13 protein-coding genes and 2 pseudogenes are annotated in these 17,657 nt (G+C 74.2%); 8 read left to right on the top strand and 7 right to left on the bottom strand.

Annotated elements, in window-relative coordinates; all coding sequences use genetic code 11:
- Positions 1–196: 196 nt before the first annotated feature.
- Positions 197–604, bottom strand: coding sequence for a CoA-binding protein (locus tag ACIBBH_RS25180; RefSeq protein ID WP_399408175.1), 408 nt, complete (start codon positions 602–604; stop codon positions 197–199).
- A 166-nt stretch (positions 605–770) separates the two neighbouring features.
- Here ACIBBH_RS25180 and ACIBBH_RS25175 point away from each other — a divergent pair, with 166 nt between their 5' ends.
- The 5 genes from ACIBBH_RS25175 to ACIBBH_RS25155 all read left to right on the top strand — a co-directional run bounded on the left by ACIBBH_RS25175 (position 771) and on the right by ACIBBH_RS25155 (position 7,106).
- Positions 771–1,550: a hypothetical protein gene (locus tag ACIBBH_RS25175; RefSeq protein WP_399408173.1), complete on the top strand. Its 780-nt coding sequence runs from the start codon at positions 771–773 to the stop codon at positions 1,548–1,550.
- A complete protein-coding gene (locus ACIBBH_RS25170; protein ID WP_399408171.1) occupies positions 1,547–2,077 on the top strand; it encodes a SixA phosphatase family protein in 531 nt (176 codons plus the stop codon). The genes ACIBBH_RS25175 and ACIBBH_RS25170 overlap by 4 nt, the downstream gene beginning before the upstream one ends.
- A 72-nt stretch (positions 2,078–2,149) precedes the next feature.
- Positions 2,150–2,776, top strand: a complete 627-nt coding sequence (locus tag ACIBBH_RS25165; protein WP_399408169.1) for a YigZ family protein — start codon at positions 2,150–2,152, stop codon at positions 2,774–2,776.
- A 176-nt stretch (positions 2,777–2,952) separates the two neighbouring features.
- Entirely contained in the window at positions 2,953–4,116 is a 1,164-nt protein-coding gene (locus tag ACIBBH_RS25160; RefSeq protein WP_399408168.1) for an exonuclease SbcCD subunit D, read from the top strand.
- Positions 4,113–7,106 carry an AAA family ATPase gene (locus ACIBBH_RS25155; protein WP_399408166.1) on the top strand — a complete coding sequence of 998 codons (2,994 nt, stop codon included), beginning with the start codon at positions 4,113–4,115 and terminating at the stop codon, positions 7,104–7,106. Before ACIBBH_RS25160 ends, ACIBBH_RS25155 begins: the two co-directional genes overlap by 4 nt.
- A 100-nt stretch (positions 7,107–7,206) precedes the next feature.
- On the opposite strand, the gene ACIBBH_RS25150 is transcribed toward ACIBBH_RS25155, so the two are convergent.
- On the bottom strand, positions 7,207–8,340 hold the full coding sequence (locus tag ACIBBH_RS25150) for a glycosyltransferase (protein WP_399408164.1): 1,134 nt from the start codon (positions 8,338–8,340) through the stop codon (positions 7,207–7,209).
- Positions 8,341–8,624: 284 nt separating this feature from the next.
- On the opposite strand from ACIBBH_RS25150, the gene ACIBBH_RS25145 reads away from it, so the two are divergent.
- A complete protein-coding gene (locus ACIBBH_RS25145; protein ID WP_399408162.1) occupies positions 8,625–9,443 on the top strand; it encodes a hypothetical protein in 819 nt (272 codons plus the stop codon).
- Positions 9,444–9,509: 66 nt separating this feature from the next.
- On the opposite strand, the gene ACIBBH_RS25140 is transcribed toward ACIBBH_RS25145, so the two are convergent.
- Positions 9,510–11,201, bottom strand: coding sequence for a DUF885 domain-containing protein (locus ACIBBH_RS25140; protein ID WP_399408160.1), 1,692 nt, complete (start codon positions 11,199–11,201; stop codon positions 9,510–9,512).
- 32 nt (positions 11,202–11,233) lie between these two features.
- On the bottom strand, positions 11,234–11,728 hold the full coding sequence (locus tag ACIBBH_RS25135; protein ID WP_399408158.1) for an Lrp/AsnC family transcriptional regulator: 495 nt from the start codon (positions 11,726–11,728) through the stop codon (positions 11,234–11,236).
- A 60-nt stretch (positions 11,729–11,788) separates the two neighbouring features.
- Between ACIBBH_RS25135 and ACIBBH_RS25130 the strand changes: the two genes are divergently transcribed.
- A complete protein-coding gene (locus tag ACIBBH_RS25130) occupies positions 11,789–12,994 on the top strand; it encodes a trans-sulfuration enzyme family protein (RefSeq protein WP_399408156.1) in 1,206 nt (401 codons plus the stop codon).
- A 139-nt stretch (positions 12,995–13,133) separates the two neighbouring features.
- Here ACIBBH_RS25130 and ACIBBH_RS25125 read toward each other — a convergent pair whose 3' ends face one another.
- The 3 genes and pseudogenes from ACIBBH_RS25125 to ACIBBH_RS25115 form a co-directional block, all read right to left on the bottom strand.
- The gene (locus tag ACIBBH_RS25125) at positions 13,134–14,603 is read right to left on the bottom strand and encodes a GNAT family N-acetyltransferase (RefSeq protein ID WP_399408327.1); all 1,470 of its coding nucleotides are present in this window, start codon (positions 14,601–14,603) and stop codon (positions 13,134–13,136) included.
- Between the two features lie 330 nt (positions 14,604–14,933).
- Positions 14,934–15,278 (bottom strand): annotated as a pseudogene (locus ACIBBH_RS25120) (alkaline phosphatase D family protein); the annotation flags it as partial.
- Between the two features lie 35 nt (positions 15,279–15,313).
- Entirely contained in the window at positions 15,314–16,744 is a 1,431-nt protein-coding gene (locus ACIBBH_RS25115; RefSeq protein ID WP_399408155.1) for a PLP-dependent aminotransferase family protein, read from the bottom strand.
- On the opposite strand from ACIBBH_RS25115, the pseudogene ACIBBH_RS25110 reads away from it, so the two are divergent.
- Positions 16,735–17,625 (top strand): annotated as a pseudogene (locus tag ACIBBH_RS25110) (EamA family transporter); the annotation flags it as partial. The gene ACIBBH_RS25115 and the pseudogene ACIBBH_RS25110 sit on opposite strands and share 10 nt — an antisense overlap.
- Positions 17,626–17,657 lie beyond the last annotated feature (32 nt).

The raw sequence follows: 17,657 nt of genomic DNA, 5'->3' as shown, positions 1-17,657 counted from the left end.
GGGGCCTCGCTGGTTCTGAGCGCGGATTTAACGGGGAAGACGCCACAGGTTAGGGAGACGTCACGCGCCAGGAAAAGACTGTTGCCCAAATCTTGACCCTCGGCATGCGTGGCGAAGGCAACACTCTTCGTACAGGTCAGCAGGCCGGTGGGAATGCCTGTATTCACCAGTGATAAACGAGAAGAGGATGAGACAGCTAGCGAAGACGGGGAATTTCGATCGCCGGGCACCGGTCCATCACCATGTCGAGTCCCGCCGTCCTGGTCCGCTCGTACGCGGCCTCGTCGATCACGCCGAGCTGGAACCAGACGGCCTTCGCGCCCGTGGCCACCGCCTCGTCGGCGACCGGTCCGGCGAGAGAGCTGTTGACGAAGACGTCGACGACGTCCACCTGGAAGGGGATCTCCGCGAGGGAGCCGTAGCCGCGCTCGCCGTGCACCGTCTCCCCTTTGGGATGGACGGGCACGACCCGCTTGCCGAAGCGCCGCAGCACCTCCGCGACGCCGTACGCGGCCCGGCTCCGGTTCGAGGAGAGGCCGACGACGGCCCAGGTGTCGCCGAGCTCGGTCAGGATCCTGCGGATGGTCGCTGCGTCGCCGTACACGGCGGGCCTCCTCGGGCCTCGGGGGTGACTGTCCTCGGCGGAAACGGCCGCCGCGGGGCGGTGATTCCCGCCAGACTGTCCGGGATCCCCCGGGCATCCCCGCCACAACAGCCGTAATCGGCGCCAAGTGCCTGCATACGGCCGCCCGGCCGCCTACGCTCGGCCCGTGCTGCGCATCATCGACGCCCGTACCGGTGAGCCCGTCGAGGCCGCCCCCGCCCGGCGGGGCCTGACCCGGGTCCAGGCTCACGCCTCGGGCCTGGACGCCTCGGCCCTGCGCGTGCTCCTCGTCGCCGACGTCCTCGTCCGCGCCCTGGAACTCGGCGGCACCCCCGTCTGGGCCATGCTCACCGGCGACCGCCGACAGCCCGAACTCCGCGCGGTCGCGACGACCCTCGGCGTCCGCCCCTTCGAGGACGGCCAGGACCTCGCGTCCGGGCTGGGCGAGGCGCAGGTCATCCATGTGGCGGGGGAGGCAGGGGCGAGTGCCGACGGGGCTGTGCTGGTCGAGGTCGCTCCGGTGCTCGGGAGCGGGGACGGTACGGCACCGGGATCCGACCCTGCCGCGGCGGCCGCACCCGAGGCCGCCGTCACCGCGGCGGCGGCCGAGCCCTCAGCCTTGCGCCTGGCCCTGCTCTCCGCGCCCCGCGGCACGCCCGTGCGGCTCGACGCGGACGCCCTCGACGAGGCCGGCCGGAGTCTCGCGCACTGGCGGCACGCCGTCGCCGTCTGGGCCCGGCAGCCGTCGCGGCCGGTGCCCGAGGAGGTGCGCGGGCGGCTGCGCACCGCCTGGGAGGACGATCTGGACGTACCCGGGGTGCTGCGCGTCCTGCGCTGGGTGGAGGCCGCGCCGGGCCTGCCGGACGGCGCCCGCTTCGAGACGTACGCCTACGCCGACCGCCTCCTCGGCCTCGACCTCGTCCGCGACCTCGGGAGGCTCGCGTGAGCGCGGGCCCGCTGCGCCGCCTGGTCGTCCTGCGGCACGCCAAGTCCGCCCGGCCGCCGGGCGTCCCCGACCACGAGCGCCCGCTGGCACCGCGCGGCCGCCGGGACGCACCCGCCGCGGGCCGCGCCCTCGCCGAGGCCGACCGCCTGCCCGACCTCGCCCTGTGCTCCACCGCCGTACGCGCCCGCCAGACCTGGGAGCTGGCCTCGGCGCAGTGGGGCACCCCACCCCCGGTACGGCTCGACCCGCGGCTGTACGCGGCCGGAGTACCCGAGCTGCTGCACGTCCTGCGCGAGGTACCGCCCGAGGTCGGGACACTGCTCCTCGTGGGGCACAACCCCGGCCTGGAGGACCTGGTCCTCGAACTGGCCGGGGACGACCTGGACGACGCGCTGGACCAGGTACGCACGAAGTTCCCGACCTCGGCGATCGCGGACCTGACCTGGCGCGGCCCGACCTGGCGCGACCTGACCCCCGGCACGGCACTGCTGACGTCGGTGACCGTGGCCCGGGGCGCGAAGGCATAGCGCGCCGTCCGCGCCGGCTGTGTCCCGCACCTCGCCCGGGGGCGACCGCGCGGGTCGGCATAGGCTGGCCGGATGCAGGACGAGTACCGCACAGTCGCCCGCGCGGGCGTGCACGAGACCGAGGTCAACCGCTCCCGCTTCCTGTGCGCGCTCGCCCCGGCGGCCACCGAGCAGGAGGCCCAGGACTTCATCGCCGCCGTCCGCAAGGAGCACGCGGACGCCACGCACAACTGCTGGGCGTACGTCATCGGCGCCGACGCCTCCGTCCAGAAGGCCAGCGACGACGGTGAACCGGGCGGCACGGCCGGCGTGCCCATGCTCCAGATGCTGCTGCGCCGCGACATGCGGTACGTCGTCGCCGTCGTCACCCGCTACTACGGCGGCGTCAAGCTCGGCGCGGGCGGACTCATCCGGGCGTACGGCGGCGCGGTGGGCGAGGCCCTGGACGCGCTCGGCACCCGCACCCGGCGCCGCTTCCGGCTGGCCACGGTCACCGTCGACCACCAGCGCGCCGGCAAGGTGCAGAACGACCTGCGCGCCACCGGACGCGACGTGCGGGACGTGCGCTACGGGGAGGCGGTCACCCTCGAGATCGGCCTGCCGGACGCCGACGTGGACGCCTTCCGCGCGTGGCTGGCCGACGCGACGGCCGGGACGGCGGCGTTCGAACTGGGCGGAGAGGCCTACGGCGAAGCGTGAGGCCCGGGCGGTGCATGGACGGGGTGGCCCTCGTCCCTCTCGCGGCCACCCGGCACATCGGCTCCGACATTTCCGTCTATACAGCGGCAGATGTGGAGGAGGTTTGGGGTCCGTGGTGGATCAGGGGCCGACAGGCGTTAGCGTGGTGGGTGCTGACGACGAGCCGGAGCGGTTTCTTGAGAGTGCTGCACACCTCCGACTGGCATCTCGGCCGGGCGTTCCACCGGGTGAACATGCTCGAGGCCCAGGCCCAGTTCATCGGTCACCTCGTGGCGACCGTGCGGGAGCGCGACGTGGACGCGGTGGTCGTGTCGGGAGACGTGTACGACCGGGCGGTGCCCCCGCTCGCCGCGGTCGAGCTGTTCGACGACGCCCTGCACCGGCTGGCGGAGCTGGGCGTGCCCACGGTGATGATCTCCGGTAACCACGACTCGGCCCGCCGCCTCGGCGTCGGCGCCGGCCTCATCGGGCGCGCGGGCATCCACCTGCGGACCGAACCGTCCGCCTGCGGAACGCCCGTCTTCCTCGCCGACACCTTCGGGGACGTCGCCTTCTACGGCCTGCCCTACCTCGAACCCGCCCTGGTGAAGGACGAGTTCGGGGTGGAGAAGGCGGGCCACGAGGCCGTCCTCGCCGCCGCCATGGACCGGGTCCGCGCCGACCTCGCCGCACGCGCGCATGGCACCCGCTCCGTCGTCCTCGCCCATGCCTTCGTCACCGGCGGCGAGGCCAGCGACAGCGAGCGGGACATCACCGTCGGCGGGGTGGCCGCCGTCCCGGCCGGCGTGTTCGACGGCGTGGACTACGTGGCACTGGGTCACCTGCACGGCTGCCAGACCATCACCGAGCGCGTGCGTTACTCGGGCTCCCCGCTGGCGTACTCCTTCTCGGAGGCCGGCCACCGCAAGAGCATGTGGCTCGTCGACCTCGGCGCCGACGGCTCCCTCGCCGCCGAGCGCGTCGACTGCCCGGCGCCGCGCCCGCTGGCCCGCATCCGCGGCACCCTGGAGGACCTCCTCGCCGACCCCGGGCTGGCCCGGCACGAGGACGCCTGGGTCGAGGCGACCCTCACCGACCCGGTCCGCCCCGCCGACCCCATGGCCCGCCTCACCGAGCGCTTCCCGCACACCCTCAGCCTGGTCTTCGCCCCCGACCGGGCCCTCGACGATCCCGCCGTCTCGTACGCCCGGCGTCTCGCCGGCCGCAGCGACCAGCAGATCGCCCAGGACTTCGTCGCCCATGTGCGCGGCGCCGGACCCGACGAGGAGGAACAGGCGGTACTGCGTGAGGCGTTCGACGCGGTCCACGCCGACGACGCGGTGCGGGAGGTGGCCCGGTGAGGCTGCACCGGCTCGGCATCACCGCCTTCGGGCCGTTCGGCGGCTCCCAGACGGTCGATTTCGACGCGCTGTCCACCGCGGGACTGTTCCTGCTGCACGGGCCCACCGGCGCGGGCAAGACCTCCGTCCTGGACGCCGTCTGCTACGCCCTGTACGGCTCCGTACCGGGCGCCCGGCAGAGCGGGCAGGGACTGAGTCTGCGCAGCGACCACGCCGACGCGGGCACCCGCACCGAGGTCCGCCTCGAACTGACCGTCGCCGGACGGCGGTTGGAGATCACCCGGCAACCGCCCTGGGAGCGGCCCAAGAAGCGCGGGTCGGGTACGACCCTGGACAAGGCCCAGACCTGGCTGCGCGAGTACGACGCGAGGGGCGGCGCCTGGAAGGACCTCAGCCGCTCCCACCAGGAGATCGGCGAGGAGGTCACCCAGCTGCTGGGCATGAGCCGCGAGCAGTTCTGCCAGGTCGTCCTGCTGCCCCAGGGCGACTTCGCCCGCTTCCTGCGCGCCGACGCCGAGGCCCGCGGCAGGCTGCTCGGCAGGCTCTTCGACACCCAGCGGTTCGCCGACGTCGAGAAGCGCCTCGCCGAACGCCGGCGCGCGACCGAGGCCCGGGTGCGGGAGGGGGACGCCGCGCTGCTCGCCGACGCGCACCGCATGCAGCAGGAGGCCGGCGACGCCATGGAACCGCCGGAGCCGGCCCCGGGCGAACCGGGCCTCGCCGAGGCCGTCCTGGGCGCCGCCGCCGTCGCCCGCAGCACCGCCCGCGAGCGGCTCACCCTGGCCCACTGTCGCCTCAGCGCCGCCGAGTCCGCCCAGGCCGCCGCCGACCGCCGGCTGGCCGGCGTACGCGAACTGGCGCGGCTGCAACGGCGGTTCGCCCAGGCACGGGAGCGGGCCGGGCTCCTGGAGGAGCGGGCCGGCGCCCACCGGGAGGCGCAGGCGCGGATGGAGCGGGCGCGCAAGGCGGAGGCGGTGGCGCCGGCGCTGGAGCTGCGCGAGGCCGCCGACGCCGAACACCGGCGGGCCGCCGCCGCCCAGGCACGCGCGCGTGCCGCCCTGCCGGACACCTACGCGGACGCCGGTACGGCCGGACTCGCCGCCGCCGCCCGCCGTGCCGCCGAGGAACTGGGCGGCCTGGAGTCCGCCCGCCGCGCCGAACGGCGGCTCACCGAACTCGTCACGGAACGCGCCGGCCTGGACCGTCAGCAGCGCGCCGACGAGGACGTGCTGCGCGAGGCCGAGAACTGGCTCGCCGAGTGGGACACCACGCGCGCGTCCCTCCAGGCCCGCGTCGAGTCCGCGCAGGAGGCCGCCACCCGGGCCGAACAGCTCGCCGTCCAGCGCGAACCCACCCGGCGACGCCTCGACGCGGCACGGACGCGCGACCAGTTGGCCGGTGACACCGAGGAGGCCCAGCGACGCGCCGTCGCCTCGCAGGCCCGCGCGCTGGACGCCCGCGCTCACTGGCTCGACCTCAAGGAACAGCGCCTGAACGGCATCGCCGCCGAACTCGCCGCGAACCTCACCGACGGAGAGCCCTGCGCCGTCTGCGGCGCCACCGCACACCCCGCCCCCGCCCGCAGGGTCGCCGGGCACGTCGACCGCGAGACGGAGGAGCAGGCGCTCGCCGCCTGCCAGCGCGCCGAGGAACGGCACGCCGAGGACGAGCGGCGCCTGGGCGTCGTACGGGAGGCACTGGCCGCCGCGACCGCCGAGGCGGGCGACACACCCACGGCCCGGCTCGCCGCCGAGGCCGACGAGTTGGAGCAGGAGTACGCGCGCGCCCGCCGGGACGCCTCCGGGCTGCACGCCGCCCGCGAGGAGCTGCGCCGGGCCGAGCACGAGCGCGAGCGGCGCCTGGCGGACCGGCAGCAGGCCGCGGTCCGGGCCGCCTCCCGGCTCACCCGCCGCGAGGCCCTCGAACGCGAACAGGCCGCGCTGGAACAGGAGTTGGCCCAGGCCCGGGGCGGCGCCGACAGCGTGGCCGCGCGAGCCGCCCAGCTGGAACGGCGGGCGGCGCTGCTCACCGAGGCCGCCGACACCGCGCGCGCCGCCGAGGACACCGCCCAGCGCCTCAAGGACGCCGACGCCCGCCTGGCCGACGCCGCCTACCGCGCCGGCTTCGAGACCCCGCAGGCGGCGGCCGCCGCGCTGCTCGACGACGCGGCCCACCGCGAGCTCCAGCACCGCCTGGACGCCTGGCAGCACGAGGAGGCCGCCGTACGCGCCGTCCTCGCGGAGCCCGAGACCGCCGCGGCGGCCCAGCAGCCGCCCGCCGACCTCGCCGCGGCCGAACAGGCCGCCGCCGACGCGGCCCGGCGGCTGCGCGAGGCCGCCTCCGCCCACGACGCGGCCGCCCGCTGCTGCGCCGAGCTGGACCGGCTCTCCGCCCGCGCGACCGACGGCGTACGACGGCTGGCGCCGCTGCGCGAGGAGCACGAGCGCGTGGCCCGCCTGGCCGCCCTCACCGCGGGCACCTCCGCCGACAACGAACGCAGGATGCGTCTGGAGTCCTACGTGCTGGCGGCCCGCCTGGAACAGGTCGCCGCCGCCGCGACGGTACGGCTGCAGCGCATGTCCTCCGGCCGCTACACCCTCGTCCACTCCGCCGACCGCAGCGGACGCGGCCGCAGCGGGCTCGGGCTGCATGTCGTCGACGCCTGGACCGGCCGCGAACGGGACACGGCCACCCTGTCCGGCGGCGAGACCTTCTTCGCCTCGCTCGCGCTCGCCCTCGGCCTCGCGGACGTCGTCACCGACGAGGCCGGCGGGGTGCGGCTGGACACCCTCTTCATCGACGAGGGGTTCGGCAGCCTCGACGACCAGACCCTCGACGAGGTCCTCGACGTCCTCGACTCACTGCGCGAACGGGACCGCAGCGTCGGCATCGTCAGCCACGTCGCCGACCTGCGGCGGCGGATTCACGCGCAGCTGGAAGTGGTCAAGGGCAGATCGGGGTCGGTGCTGCGGCAGCGGGGCGTGCGGTAGGCGGTTTGTGATCATCGGGAGTCTTACGACAGCCTCCGAACAGCGTGTCGTCGACTGGCCGGACGACTGCCTGGCCGCGGCGTGACACCGTCCGCGCGCCTCACCTCTTCCGGCTCCTGCCGGGCCGCTTCCGGCGCCCGGGGGAGGCGGGCTCGGGGACGGTGGTGACGTACGGCGCCGAGAACTGCCGGTTGGCGATGACCTGTTGGCGAATGGACTCGGGCAGGTCCGGCAGGGCGAGCAGCAGGTCGCAGGCGCGGACGGCGGCGGTGTGGTCGCCCACCCAGTGGGCGGTGATGGAGAACTCGAAGAGCAGCCCCCACCGGTACACCCAGGACCGGGTGAAGAGCAGGTCGTCGGGTTCCGGCCGGCCGATCGTCGTGGCGAGGAGGGCGTGCGCGGTGCGGTACCGGCCCTTCATCCGCAGCCGGGACGCCAACTCGTAGCAGGCTTCGAGCCGTTGGGGGCGTGCCTCCCAGGCCCTGCTGAACGCGTCCATCGCGCCCGGCCAGTCGTCGGTGCGCTCCGCCCGCAGGATCCCGGACTCCAGCAGGGAGACGTACACCTCCTCGGGCCAACCGCCCATCGCGGCACGGCGTTCGTAGAGGGCGATGGCGTCCTCGGCGTGCCCGAGGTCGCGTTCGGTGTTGGCCAGGTAGAAGACGGTGCGCGGATTGTCCGGGTCGCGGTCGAGTTCGCGGCGCAGCAGCCGGGCGTCCCGCTCGAACTTCTCGGCGCGGCAGCCGCCGTCGGCGTGGTCCTCGATGACCAGCGCGTCCAGGTTCTCCTGCGTGTCGGGGGAGTCGGTGCACGGGTACTCGTGGGTGACGCCCTCGTAACGCCACTCCAGGTCACCGTGCATGAGGTGCTTGAACCGGTGCTGGGTGCCGGGGGTGTCGTAACGCAGCATGTACGACGTCGCGGTGAGCCGGGGCAGAGGGGCGTCCTGACGCAGCACGTGGTCGGCGTCGAGGGTGAGCAGGTAGTCGGCCCTGCCGCGGGCCCGGCGGATGTTGCTGGTCCGGTTGTGCCCGAAGTCAACCCATTTCTCCTCGACGAGTTCACCGGGGATGCCGTCCAGCACCTTGCGGATCAGTTCCTGGGTGCCGTCGGTGGACCCGGTGTCGGAGATCACCCAGGTGTCGATGAGGGGCCGTACCGACTCCAGGCAGCGCTCGATGACGCGGGCCTCGTTCTTGACGATCATGCACAGGCACAGGGTCTGCGGCTTCACGGCGGTCAATCTGGCACACATCCGCTGCGCGGCCGTCGCTCCACGCGCAGAGCGGGTGCCGAGGGCGCCCGATCGGCCGTGCGTCGGGGTGATCGGGTGACGCAGGGTAAGACGTGCCTCTTCGGAAGGCCGGGATTGGTCCGACTTGAGGATAAATATCCTCCTTTGGACCGTCCGAATTGGCCGAGATCGAATGACCGGGTCACGCTCGCACTGGAGTCCGGCACTTCATCGGACTCGCGTCCGGGACTCCCCCGGACCGCTTCGAGTCAAGGAGCACGACCATGAGTCCTGACCACAGGACCTCCCTGCTTGGGCCGCTGGCCCGCGACAGGGTCAGAAAGGCCGGGATGGTGGCCTCACTCGCCCTGGTCCTCGCAGCCGGAGTGGCCAGCCCCGCCGCCGCCGCGGCTCGCAGCATGACCGGCCACGGGGCCACCAAGGTCCGCGCGGCCAACGGTGACGAATGCGACGGCCCGCGCCACCATCGCAACGAGCAGTCCCCGAAGGCGACCCCAGGCCCCAACGGCAACGACCAATGCAAGCCAACCGGCCCCACCGGCCACACGGGCGCGACCGGAGCCACGGGCGCGACGGGGGCGACCGGCCCCACGGGTGCGACCGGCCCCACGGGTGCGACCGGAGGCACGGGCGCGACCGGAGCCACGGGCGCGACCGGAGCGACTGGTCCCACCGGACCGCCCGGCCCCACGGGCACCACCGGAGCGACGGGAACAGCCGCACCGTGCGCCGACATCGACGCGGTCCAGTACAACGAGAACTACGAACTGAGGGCCGCGCTCAGCGGCGGCAGGACCTACGCGGGCATCCGGGACATCAGCGGTGCCGTACCCGGCTTCCTGTGGACCGATCTCAGCAATCTGGCCAACTATCCGACCACGGCCTGCGGTGTGGCCATCAACCAACACAGCAACACCGCGAACAGTATCAAGATCGACGTCCTGACCACGGCCGGGCAGGTCTGGGAAACGACCTGCTCGGAATCCGACTCCCCGCCACCGCCCCCGATCCACCCGATCCTGACATGTACAAGCCCCTGGGTCCTGCAGCACTCACCGGTCCCGGACGTCACCAACGGCTAGCGCCGCCCCCTGCGCGCCGAGCCCCCTCCCCCCGGGAGGGGGCTCGCCCCGTCAGGCCTCGACAGGTCAGAGCCGGGACAGTTCGTCCACCAGGTCGTCCAGCCCGAGTGACCCCTGGGAGAGGGCCGCCATGTGCCAGGCCTTCAGGTCGAAGGCGTCGCCGTGCCGCTTGCGGGCGTTCTCCCGGCCCAGCAGCCAGGCCCGCTCGCCCAGCTTGTAGCCGATCGCCTGGCCGGGAATCGTCAGATAGCGGGTCAGCTCGCTCTCCACGAAGTCCGCCGGCCGGCTGCTGTGCGCGGCGAAGAACTCCTGGGCCAGCTCCGGCGTCCACCGCTCACCGGGGTGGAACGGCGAGTCCGCGGGGATCTCCAGCTCCAGGTGCATACCGATGTCCACGATCACCCGGGCCGCCCGCATCATCTGCGCGTCGAGGTAGCCCAGCCGCTCCTCGGGCCCGGAGAGGTGGCCGAGCTCGTCCATCAGCCGCTCCGCGTACAGCGCCCAGCCCTCCGCGTTGGCGCTGACCCCGCCGACCGAGGCCTGGTAGCGGGAGAGGTCCTCGGCCACGTGCGCCCACTGCGCGAGCTGGAGGTGGTGACCCGGCACGCCCTCGTGGTACCAGGTCGACACCAGGTCGTACACCGGGAACCGGGTCTGCCCCATCGTCGGCAGCCAGGTGCGGCCGGGGCGCGAGAAGTCCTGCGACGGGGGAGTGTAGTACGGGGCCGCCGCCCCGCCGGGCGGCGCGATGCACGCCTCCACCCTCCGCACCCGCTCGGCGAGTTCGAAGTGCGTGCCGTCCAGTTCCCCGATCGCCCGGTCCATCAGACCCTGCAGCCACTCGCGGACCTCGTCGACGCCCTCGATGTGCCGGCCGTGCTCGTCCAGGTGCGCCAGCGCCACCCACGGCGTCTCGGCGCCGGGCAGGATCTTCTCGGCCTCCTGCCGCATCTCGCCGAGCAGGCGGTGGTACTCGGCCCAGCCGTACGCGTACGCCTCGTCCAGGTCCAGGTCGGTGCCGTTGTAGTAGCGTGCCCAGCGGGCGTACCGTTCCCGGCCCACCGTGTTGGGCTCCCCCTCGACGGCCGGCGCGTACACGTCCCGCATCCAGTCCCGCATCTCTGCCACGGCAGCGGTCGCCGCGCGGGCGGCCTCGTCCAGCTCCGCGCGCAGCGCCTCGGGACCGGCGGCGGCGAAGTCCTCGTACCAGCCGCGGCCCTTGCCGTCCGTGTCCGACCACTCGGTGAGCTGCTCGACGAAGGTGGCCGCGGGGCGCGGGCCCGCGTACAGCTTGCGTTCCAGTCCGAGCGCCAGCGACTCGCGGTAGCCCGCCAGCGCGGCCGGCACCGCGCGCAGCCGCTGGGCGATCGCCGCCCAGTCCTCCTCCGTCTGCGCCGGCGTCACGGTGAAGATGTCCCGCACCGCGTGCCCGGGTGTCCCCAGGTTGCCGACCTCGCGCAGGCCCTCGTCGGCCTCGTGCACCGCGAGCTGGGCGGTCAGCCGCTCGCGCAGCAGCCGTCCGCAGCGGCGCTCCTGGTCGCTGTCCGCGCCGGGCTGACGCTCGGCCTCGTCGAGCCGGGCCAGCGTGGCCCGCGCCAGTTCCGCCCGGGCCTCCTGGCCCGCCGGCGAGAAGTCGGGCAGCCTGCTCGAACTCTCCTTGACGCCGAGGTAGGTACCGATGACCGGATCGAGGGCGATGAGGTCGTCGACGTACGCGTCGGCGACCTCGCGGGGCAGCGGGCTCTTCGTCTGAGACATGCGGCCATCCTCGTACGGGACCGACGGCCGCGTCACCCCGGTTCAGCTGAGGGCGTGCCGGGTGGCAGCAGCGGTCCGCAGTCCCACTGCTGGAAGATCAACCGGGTCTCCACGCGGGCCACTTCGCGCCGTGCCGTGAACTCGTCAAGGACCAGCCGCTGCAGGTCCGCCATGTCCGCGACCGCGACGTGCACCAGATAGTCGTCCGGCCCGGTCAGGTGGAACACCGTCCGCGACTCCGGCAGCGCCCGGATCCGCTCCACGAACGGCCCCACCAACTCCCGCCGGTGCGGCCTGACCTGCACCGACAGCAACGCCTCCAGCCCGCGCCCCAGCTTCGCCGGATCGAGCCGCAGCTGATGGCCGAGGATCACGCCCGAGCGGCGCAGCCGGGCCACCCGGTCCAGACAGGTCGAGGGCGCGACACCGACCTGCGCGGCGAGGTCGCGGTAGGTGGTCCGGGCGTCGTTCTGCAGCAGGCGCAGCAGATGCAGGTCCACCGGATCCAGTACGACGGATTCGGCCATGGCCCGAACGTAACACGGAGTACGTGACCGGAGGACCGTTCGGTGTTCACCCTTCCGCTCATGGACCCAGCGAGCATCCGCGCACACGACGACGCGCGCACCGCGTCGAGAGCACTCGCCACCGAGGCCGTACACGCCGGCCGTGACGACCTCGCCCGGCAGGGGCTGCACGCCCCGCCGATCGACCTGTCCACCACCTACCCCTCCTATGACAGCCGCGCCGAGGCCGCCCGCATCGACGCCTTCGCCACCGACGGCGCGGAACCCGTCGGCCCGCCGGTCTACGGGCGGCTGGGCAACCCGACCGTGGCCCGCTTCGAGACCGCCCTGGCCCGGCTGGAGGGCACCGAGGCCGCGGTGGCCTTCGCCAGCGGCATGGCCGCGCTCAGCGCCGTCCTCCTCGCACGCGCCTCGACCGGCCTGCGCCACGTCGTCGCCGTACGTCCCCTCTACGGCTGCAGCGATCACCTGCTGACCGCCGGCCTGCTCGGCACGGAGGTGACGTGGACCGACCCGGCCGGGATCTCGGACGCGCTGCGCCCCGACACCGGGCTGGTCATGGTCGAGTCACCGGCCAACCCCACCCTCGCCGAACTCGACCTGCGCGCCCTCGCCCACGCCTGCGGCAGTGTGCCGCTGCTGGCGGACAACACCTTCGCCACGCCCGTGCTGCAACGCCCGGCCGAACACGGCGCCCGGCTGGTACTGCACAGCGCCACCAAGTACCTCGGGGGGCACGGTGACGTACTGGCGGGCGTGGTGGCCTGCGACGAGGAGTTCGCGCGGCGGCTCAGGCAGGTGCGGTTCGCCACCGGCGGCGTCCTGCACCCGCTGGCCGGCTACCTGCTGCTCCGGGGGCTGTCCACGCTCCCGGTGCGGGTACGGGCCGCCTCCGCGAACGCCGCCGAACTGGCCCGCCGCCTCACCGCCGACCCGCGCGTCGCCCGCGTCCGCTACCCGCGGCTGGGCGGCGCGATGATCGCCTTCGAGGCGCACGGCGACCCCCACGAGGTGATCGCCCGGGTCCGGCTGATCACCCCCGCCGTGAGCCTGGGCAGCGTCGACACCCTCATCCAGCACCCGGCGTCCATCAGCCACCGCATCGTCGACACCGAGGACCGCCGGGGCGCGGGCGTCAGCGACCGGCTGCTGCGGCTGTCGGTGGGGCTGGAGGACGTCGAGGACCTGTGGGCGGACCTGGACCGGGCGCTGGGGGAGGGGGCGGGAGGGCCGGCTCCCGCGCGACACCGGGAGACGGTGGGCTGAGCCGGGTGCCGGAGGCCCACGCGGTGACGGGTGACGCGCGGGACGGTGAGGCCGGCGCGGGGGCGGGCACGCCGGGGCACCGTCGGGGCGGAGGCCGCCCTGACGCATGACCCGGCGTACCGGCATGCCGGGCCGTGCGTCACCGCGGGCGGGCGGGGTCAGTCCCGCGCGGTCCGTCCGCCGGACGGCTGCTCCCGTCGCTGTCGTGCGACAGGCGCGAGCCGACCGGGGTGGCGTCCAGACGGGCGGTGATGACCAGGGTGCCCTCCTCTATCTGGTAGTCGAGGGGGAGGCCCAGGCCGCGCATCGCGGCGACCATGCCGGTGTTGGACGCCTGCGTCACCGCGTACACGCTGTCGCAGCCCGCGTCGACCGCCAGCGCCACCAGCCGGCTCAGCAGTTCGCTGCCGATGCCGCGCCGCTGCCACTCGTCCTCGACGAGCAGCGCGACCTCCGTCTCGTCGCCGTCCCACAGCAGGTGGCCGAGGCCGACGACGCGGCCGGACGCGGTCTGCACCGCCAGCGTCCGCCCGAAGCGGGGACTGAGCAGGTGGTTGAGGTAGCGGTCGGCGTCGCCGACCGGCCCGTGGTACCGCATGCTCAGGGTCCGTGCCGAGCAGCGCTCGTGCATCGCCTTCGCCGCCTCCACGTCGCGCGTGTCGGCCCGGCGTACGGTGATGGAGTTGCCCTCGGGCAGCGTCAGTACGTCCTGGCTGCGCGGGATCCGCGGACCGAGCCGGGCGTCCAGCTCCACCAGCGCCCGCGCCCGCGCGAACTCCGTCGGTGTGAACGGCAGATACGGCCGCTCGACGGTGATCACTCCGCCTTCCGGCGCCCGCAGCCGCAGGACGGTGTCCTCCAGTACCCCCTCCACCGGAACGGCCTCCGGCCCGCGCCCGCCGCCGACCGGCGTGGCCGGCAGCGAACGGATGGTGCACCGTCCCAGCAACTGCCGGAGCGCCAGCGGCAGTTCGGCCGCGTCCAGCGCCGTGCGGGCGGCGAGACCGAGCACCCGGGTCGGCGCGTCCACGAGATCGTGCGCGTCCGCCCGCTCGATCCAGATGCTCGTGCCGCCGGCCAGGGAGACCACCCGGCTGATCTCGGCCGCCCCCAGCTCGCCCGGGGCCCGCAGCAGGAACTCGTCCACCGTGCCCTCGGCCAGCGGATGCGTCTGCAGGCTCAGGATGTCGACCCGCCGCCCGGCCAGCGCCGTGCACAGCGCGGCCAGCGATCCCGGTTCGTCCTTCACCGTCGTCCGCATCCGCCACAGCGTGCTCGACCCGGCCACGGCGTCGGGCGTCGCCGCGGGCTCGGCGGACGGCCCGGCCTGGCGCACCTCGGCGCCCGGCCGGGCGCCGGTATCACCGGCCGGGGGTGCGTGGCCGTGCCGACGTGCCCACCAGGTGTGGAATCCCGCGGTCGCGGCCAGCATGATCGCCGAGATCACCAGCAGCGCCGGACCGTCCGGGCCGTGGCCGACGAGGTTCGCCACCACGTCCGCCACCGCGACGGCCGTGAACAGGGCGGCGAGTTCGACGAGGTCCCGTCGCCAGTGGTGCACCGGACGTCCGTCCTTCGCACGCGTCACATCAGATATGTCTCGAGTCATGCAGCCACTGTGAAGGAAGGGTGTTGCGTGATCACGAACGCTTTGTGACTGATGGGTAAAGCATGCTTCTGTCCCATTTATTGTTTTTTCTATTGTTGCTGTTTCATCCGGCCGCTTTCTCCGCAGCGCGCCGCGCACCGGGGGATGACGCCGGTGCGCGGCGCGGGTGAAGAGCGTACGGGAGTTGCGGGAGTTACCGGCCGACCCGGCCCGGCCGCAGCACCTGCGTGAACAGCACGGTGCCGTCCTGCTCGCGCAGCCGACCGTCGGTTCCCCGCTGTCGCCGTCGATGTCGACCTCGCCGGAGAACTGGTAGCCCCCGGCCGGCGACACGTTCGACGCGGACGGCGCCTTGACGAAGGCGCGGTCCGGGCCGAACGTGCCGTCGAGCGCGTTGGCCGGGAAGGCGCCGGCGTTGAGCGGGCCGGAGACGAACTCCCAGAACGGCTCGAAGTCCTTGAACGCGGCCCGCGAAGGGTCGTAGTGCTGGGCGGAGGCGTGGTGGACGTCGGCCGTCAGCCACAGCGTGCCCGTGATCCGCCGGTGCTCGACGAACCGCAGCAGCTCGGCGATCTGCAGCTCACGGCCCAGCGGCACGCCCGGGTCGCCCTGCGCGACGGCCTCGAAGTTCGCCCTGCCCTCGACCCCGTCCGGCACGACCGGGCCGAGCGGCATGTCCGCGGCGACTCCCCATGGCCGGGCCCCCGCCGTCAGACGGCGATCGCCTCCGCCATCAGCTTCACTCCCTCACGGATCCGCGCCGGGGGCAGGTGCGCGTACCCCAGGACCAGACGCACCCCGGGACCGCCGGCACGCGCGTGCGTGTAGGCGCTCAGCGGACGCACCACGACGCCGGCCGCGGCCAGCCGTGCGACGAAGTGCTCCTCCGCCCCGTACCGCTCGGGCAGTTCGGCGATGGCGTGCAGTCCCGCGGCGATCCCGGACACCCGGGCGTCCGGGAAGTGCTCCGCCAGCGCGGCGACCAGGACGTCCCGCCGCTCGCGGTAGGCGCGCTGGCAGCGGCGCAGCTGACGGTCGTAGTCGCCGCGCTCCAGGAACCGGGCGAACAGCGCCTGGTCCAGGGCGGGATGGCCCAGGTCCATGGTCCGTTTGCGCTCCACGACCTCGCCGGCCAGCCACTGGGGCACCAGCAGCCAGCCCAGCCGCAGCCCCGGAGCGAGGGACTTGCTGACCGATCCCGCGTAGGCGACCTGGTCCGGGTCGAGACCCTGGAGGGCGCCCACGGGAGCGCGGTCGTAGCGGAAGTCGCCGTCGTAGTCGTCCTCCAGGACGAGGCCGTCCACGGACCGGGCCCAGTCGAGCAGTTCGGCGCGGCGCCGGGCGGAGTACGCGATACCGGTGGGGAACTGGTGGGCCGGCGTCGTCGTCACCGCCCGTACGCCCGAGTCGCGCAGCGGGCCGATGGCCAGGCCCCCGGAGTCCACCGGCAACGGCACCGTGGCCATGCCGGCCGAGGCGTACAGGGCGTCGTGCTGCGGGCTGCCCGGGTCTTCCACGCCGACCGTGCGCATCCCGCGCGCGTGCAGCGCGAATCCGAGCAGGGTGGTGGCCTGGGCGACACCGGAGACGACCACGATCCGTTCCGGGTCGGCGACCACGCCCCGGCGGCGGGTCAGCAGCTCCGCGAGAGCCGTGCGCAGGCGCGGCAGCCCGCGCGGGTCCGGGTAGCCGAGGTCGTGGTGCGGCAGCTCGGCCAGGACGCCGCGGTGCGCGGCGGTCCAGGCGGCGCGTGGGAACAGCGACAGGTCCGGCGTCCCGGGGACGAAGTCGGCCCGCCCGCCCAGGGAGCGCGGCGCCAGGTCACGCGCGTGTGGCGGGGCGGACCGTACGGCCCCGCCCACCCAGGTCCCCGCGCCCCGGCCGCTGCGCAGATAGCCCTCGGCGGTCAACTGCTCGTACGCCTCGGTGACCAGCCCGCGCGACACCCCGAGGTCGGCCGCGAGGTCCCGGCTCGACGGCAGCCGTGTGCCCGCGGCCAGGCGCCCCGAGCGGATCGCCTCGCGCAGCGCCGCCTGCAGGGAGCGGCCACGCGCGCGTGCCGGTGCCGAGGCGGCCGGCAGCAGCAGTTCCCACGCGGCGGAGCCCACGAGCCCGCCCGGATTGGTCCCCGATGACGTCATGGCACTGGACCTTAAACCGGACCGCGAAGCTTCCTAGCGTCGCGGTCATGAACGCCACCACCCGCGGCGCCCTCCTCGCCGCGCTCGCCTGCGTCCTCGTCGGCGGCTCCTTCACCGCCAACAGCGTCCTGGGCGACTTCCCGTACGCGGGCGGCCAGTTCCTGCGCTACGCCCTGGCCTGCCTGCTGCTGCTCCCGCTGACCGGCCGGGGCGGACGCGCACCCCTGCGCGGGCTCGCGCCCCGCCAGTGGGCCCGCCTCGCCCTCCTCGCGGCGGTGGGCATGGTCGGTTTCAACCTCGCCGTCATCGCCGCGGAACGCAGCTCGGAACCGGCGATTCCGGGTGTCTTCGTGGGCTGCGCGCCCGTGGTGGTGGCGGTCGTCGTGCCGCTGCTCGACGGGCGGCGTCCCCGGCCGGCCGTGCTCTACGGGGCGTCGCTCGTCGCCGTCGGCGCGTTCACGGTCCAGGGGTGGGGCCGCACCGACGGCGCCGGGATCGCCTTCTCGGCGTGCGCGCTGGCCGGTGAGGTGGGTTTCGCGGTCCTCGCCGTACCGGTGCTGCGGCCGCTCGGGCCGCGCCTGCTGTCCGCCACGGTGTGCGGTGTCGCCGCCGTCGAGGCGGCCGTGGCCGGAGTGCTCCTCGACGGCGGTGGCTGGCTGCGGCGCCCCGGCGCCACGGAGGCCGCCGCGCTGCTGTGGCAGGCGGCGGTCGTCACGGTCGTCGGCTTCGTGTGCTGGTACATGGGTATGCAGCGCATCGGCGCGGAGCGGGCCACGCTGTTCTCCGGGCTCATCCCGGTGGCCGCCGCCTGCACCGCGCCGCTCGTCGGAACGGGCTCCTACGGGGCCGCCCAGGCCGCGGGCAGCGCCCTCGTGGGAGCCGGAGTCGCCCTGGGCTCCGGCGCGTTGTCCCG

The organism is Streptomyces sp. NPDC051636 (assembly GCF_044453765.1).
In the GTDB taxonomy this organism is placed as follows: domain Bacteria; phylum Actinomycetota; class Actinomycetes; order Streptomycetales; family Streptomycetaceae; genus Streptomyces.
The sequence above is the reverse complement of the archived record's forward strand: the minus strand, read 5'-3'. Positions and strand labels throughout refer to the sequence as shown.

Bases quoted from the DNA above. Each gene is read 5' to 3' on its own strand.
- ACIBBH_RS25125 (WP_399408327.1), bottom strand. From the start codon at position 14,603: ATGACTCGAGACATATCTGATGTGACGCGTGCGAAGGACGGACGTCCG.
- ACIBBH_RS25130 (WP_399408156.1), top strand. From the start codon at position 11,789: ATGGACCCAGCGAGCATCCGCGCACACGACGACGCGCGCACCGCGTCG.
- ACIBBH_RS25115 (WP_399408155.1), bottom strand. From the start codon at position 16,744: ATGACGTCATCGGGGACCAATCCGGGCGGGCTCGTGGGCTCCGCCGCG.
- ACIBBH_RS25145 (WP_399408162.1), top strand. From the start codon at position 8,625: ATGAGTCCTGACCACAGGACCTCCCTGCTTGGGCCGCTGGCCCGCGAC.
- ACIBBH_RS25135 (WP_399408158.1), bottom strand. From the start codon at position 11,728: ATGGCCGAATCCGTCGTACTGGATCCGGTGGACCTGCATCTGCTGCGC.
- ACIBBH_RS25140 (WP_399408160.1), bottom strand. From the start codon at position 11,201: ATGTCTCAGACGAAGAGCCCGCTGCCCCGCGAGGTCGCCGACGCGTAC.
- ACIBBH_RS25165 (WP_399408169.1), top strand. From the start codon at position 2,150: ATGCAGGACGAGTACCGCACAGTCGCCCGCGCGGGCGTGCACGAGACC.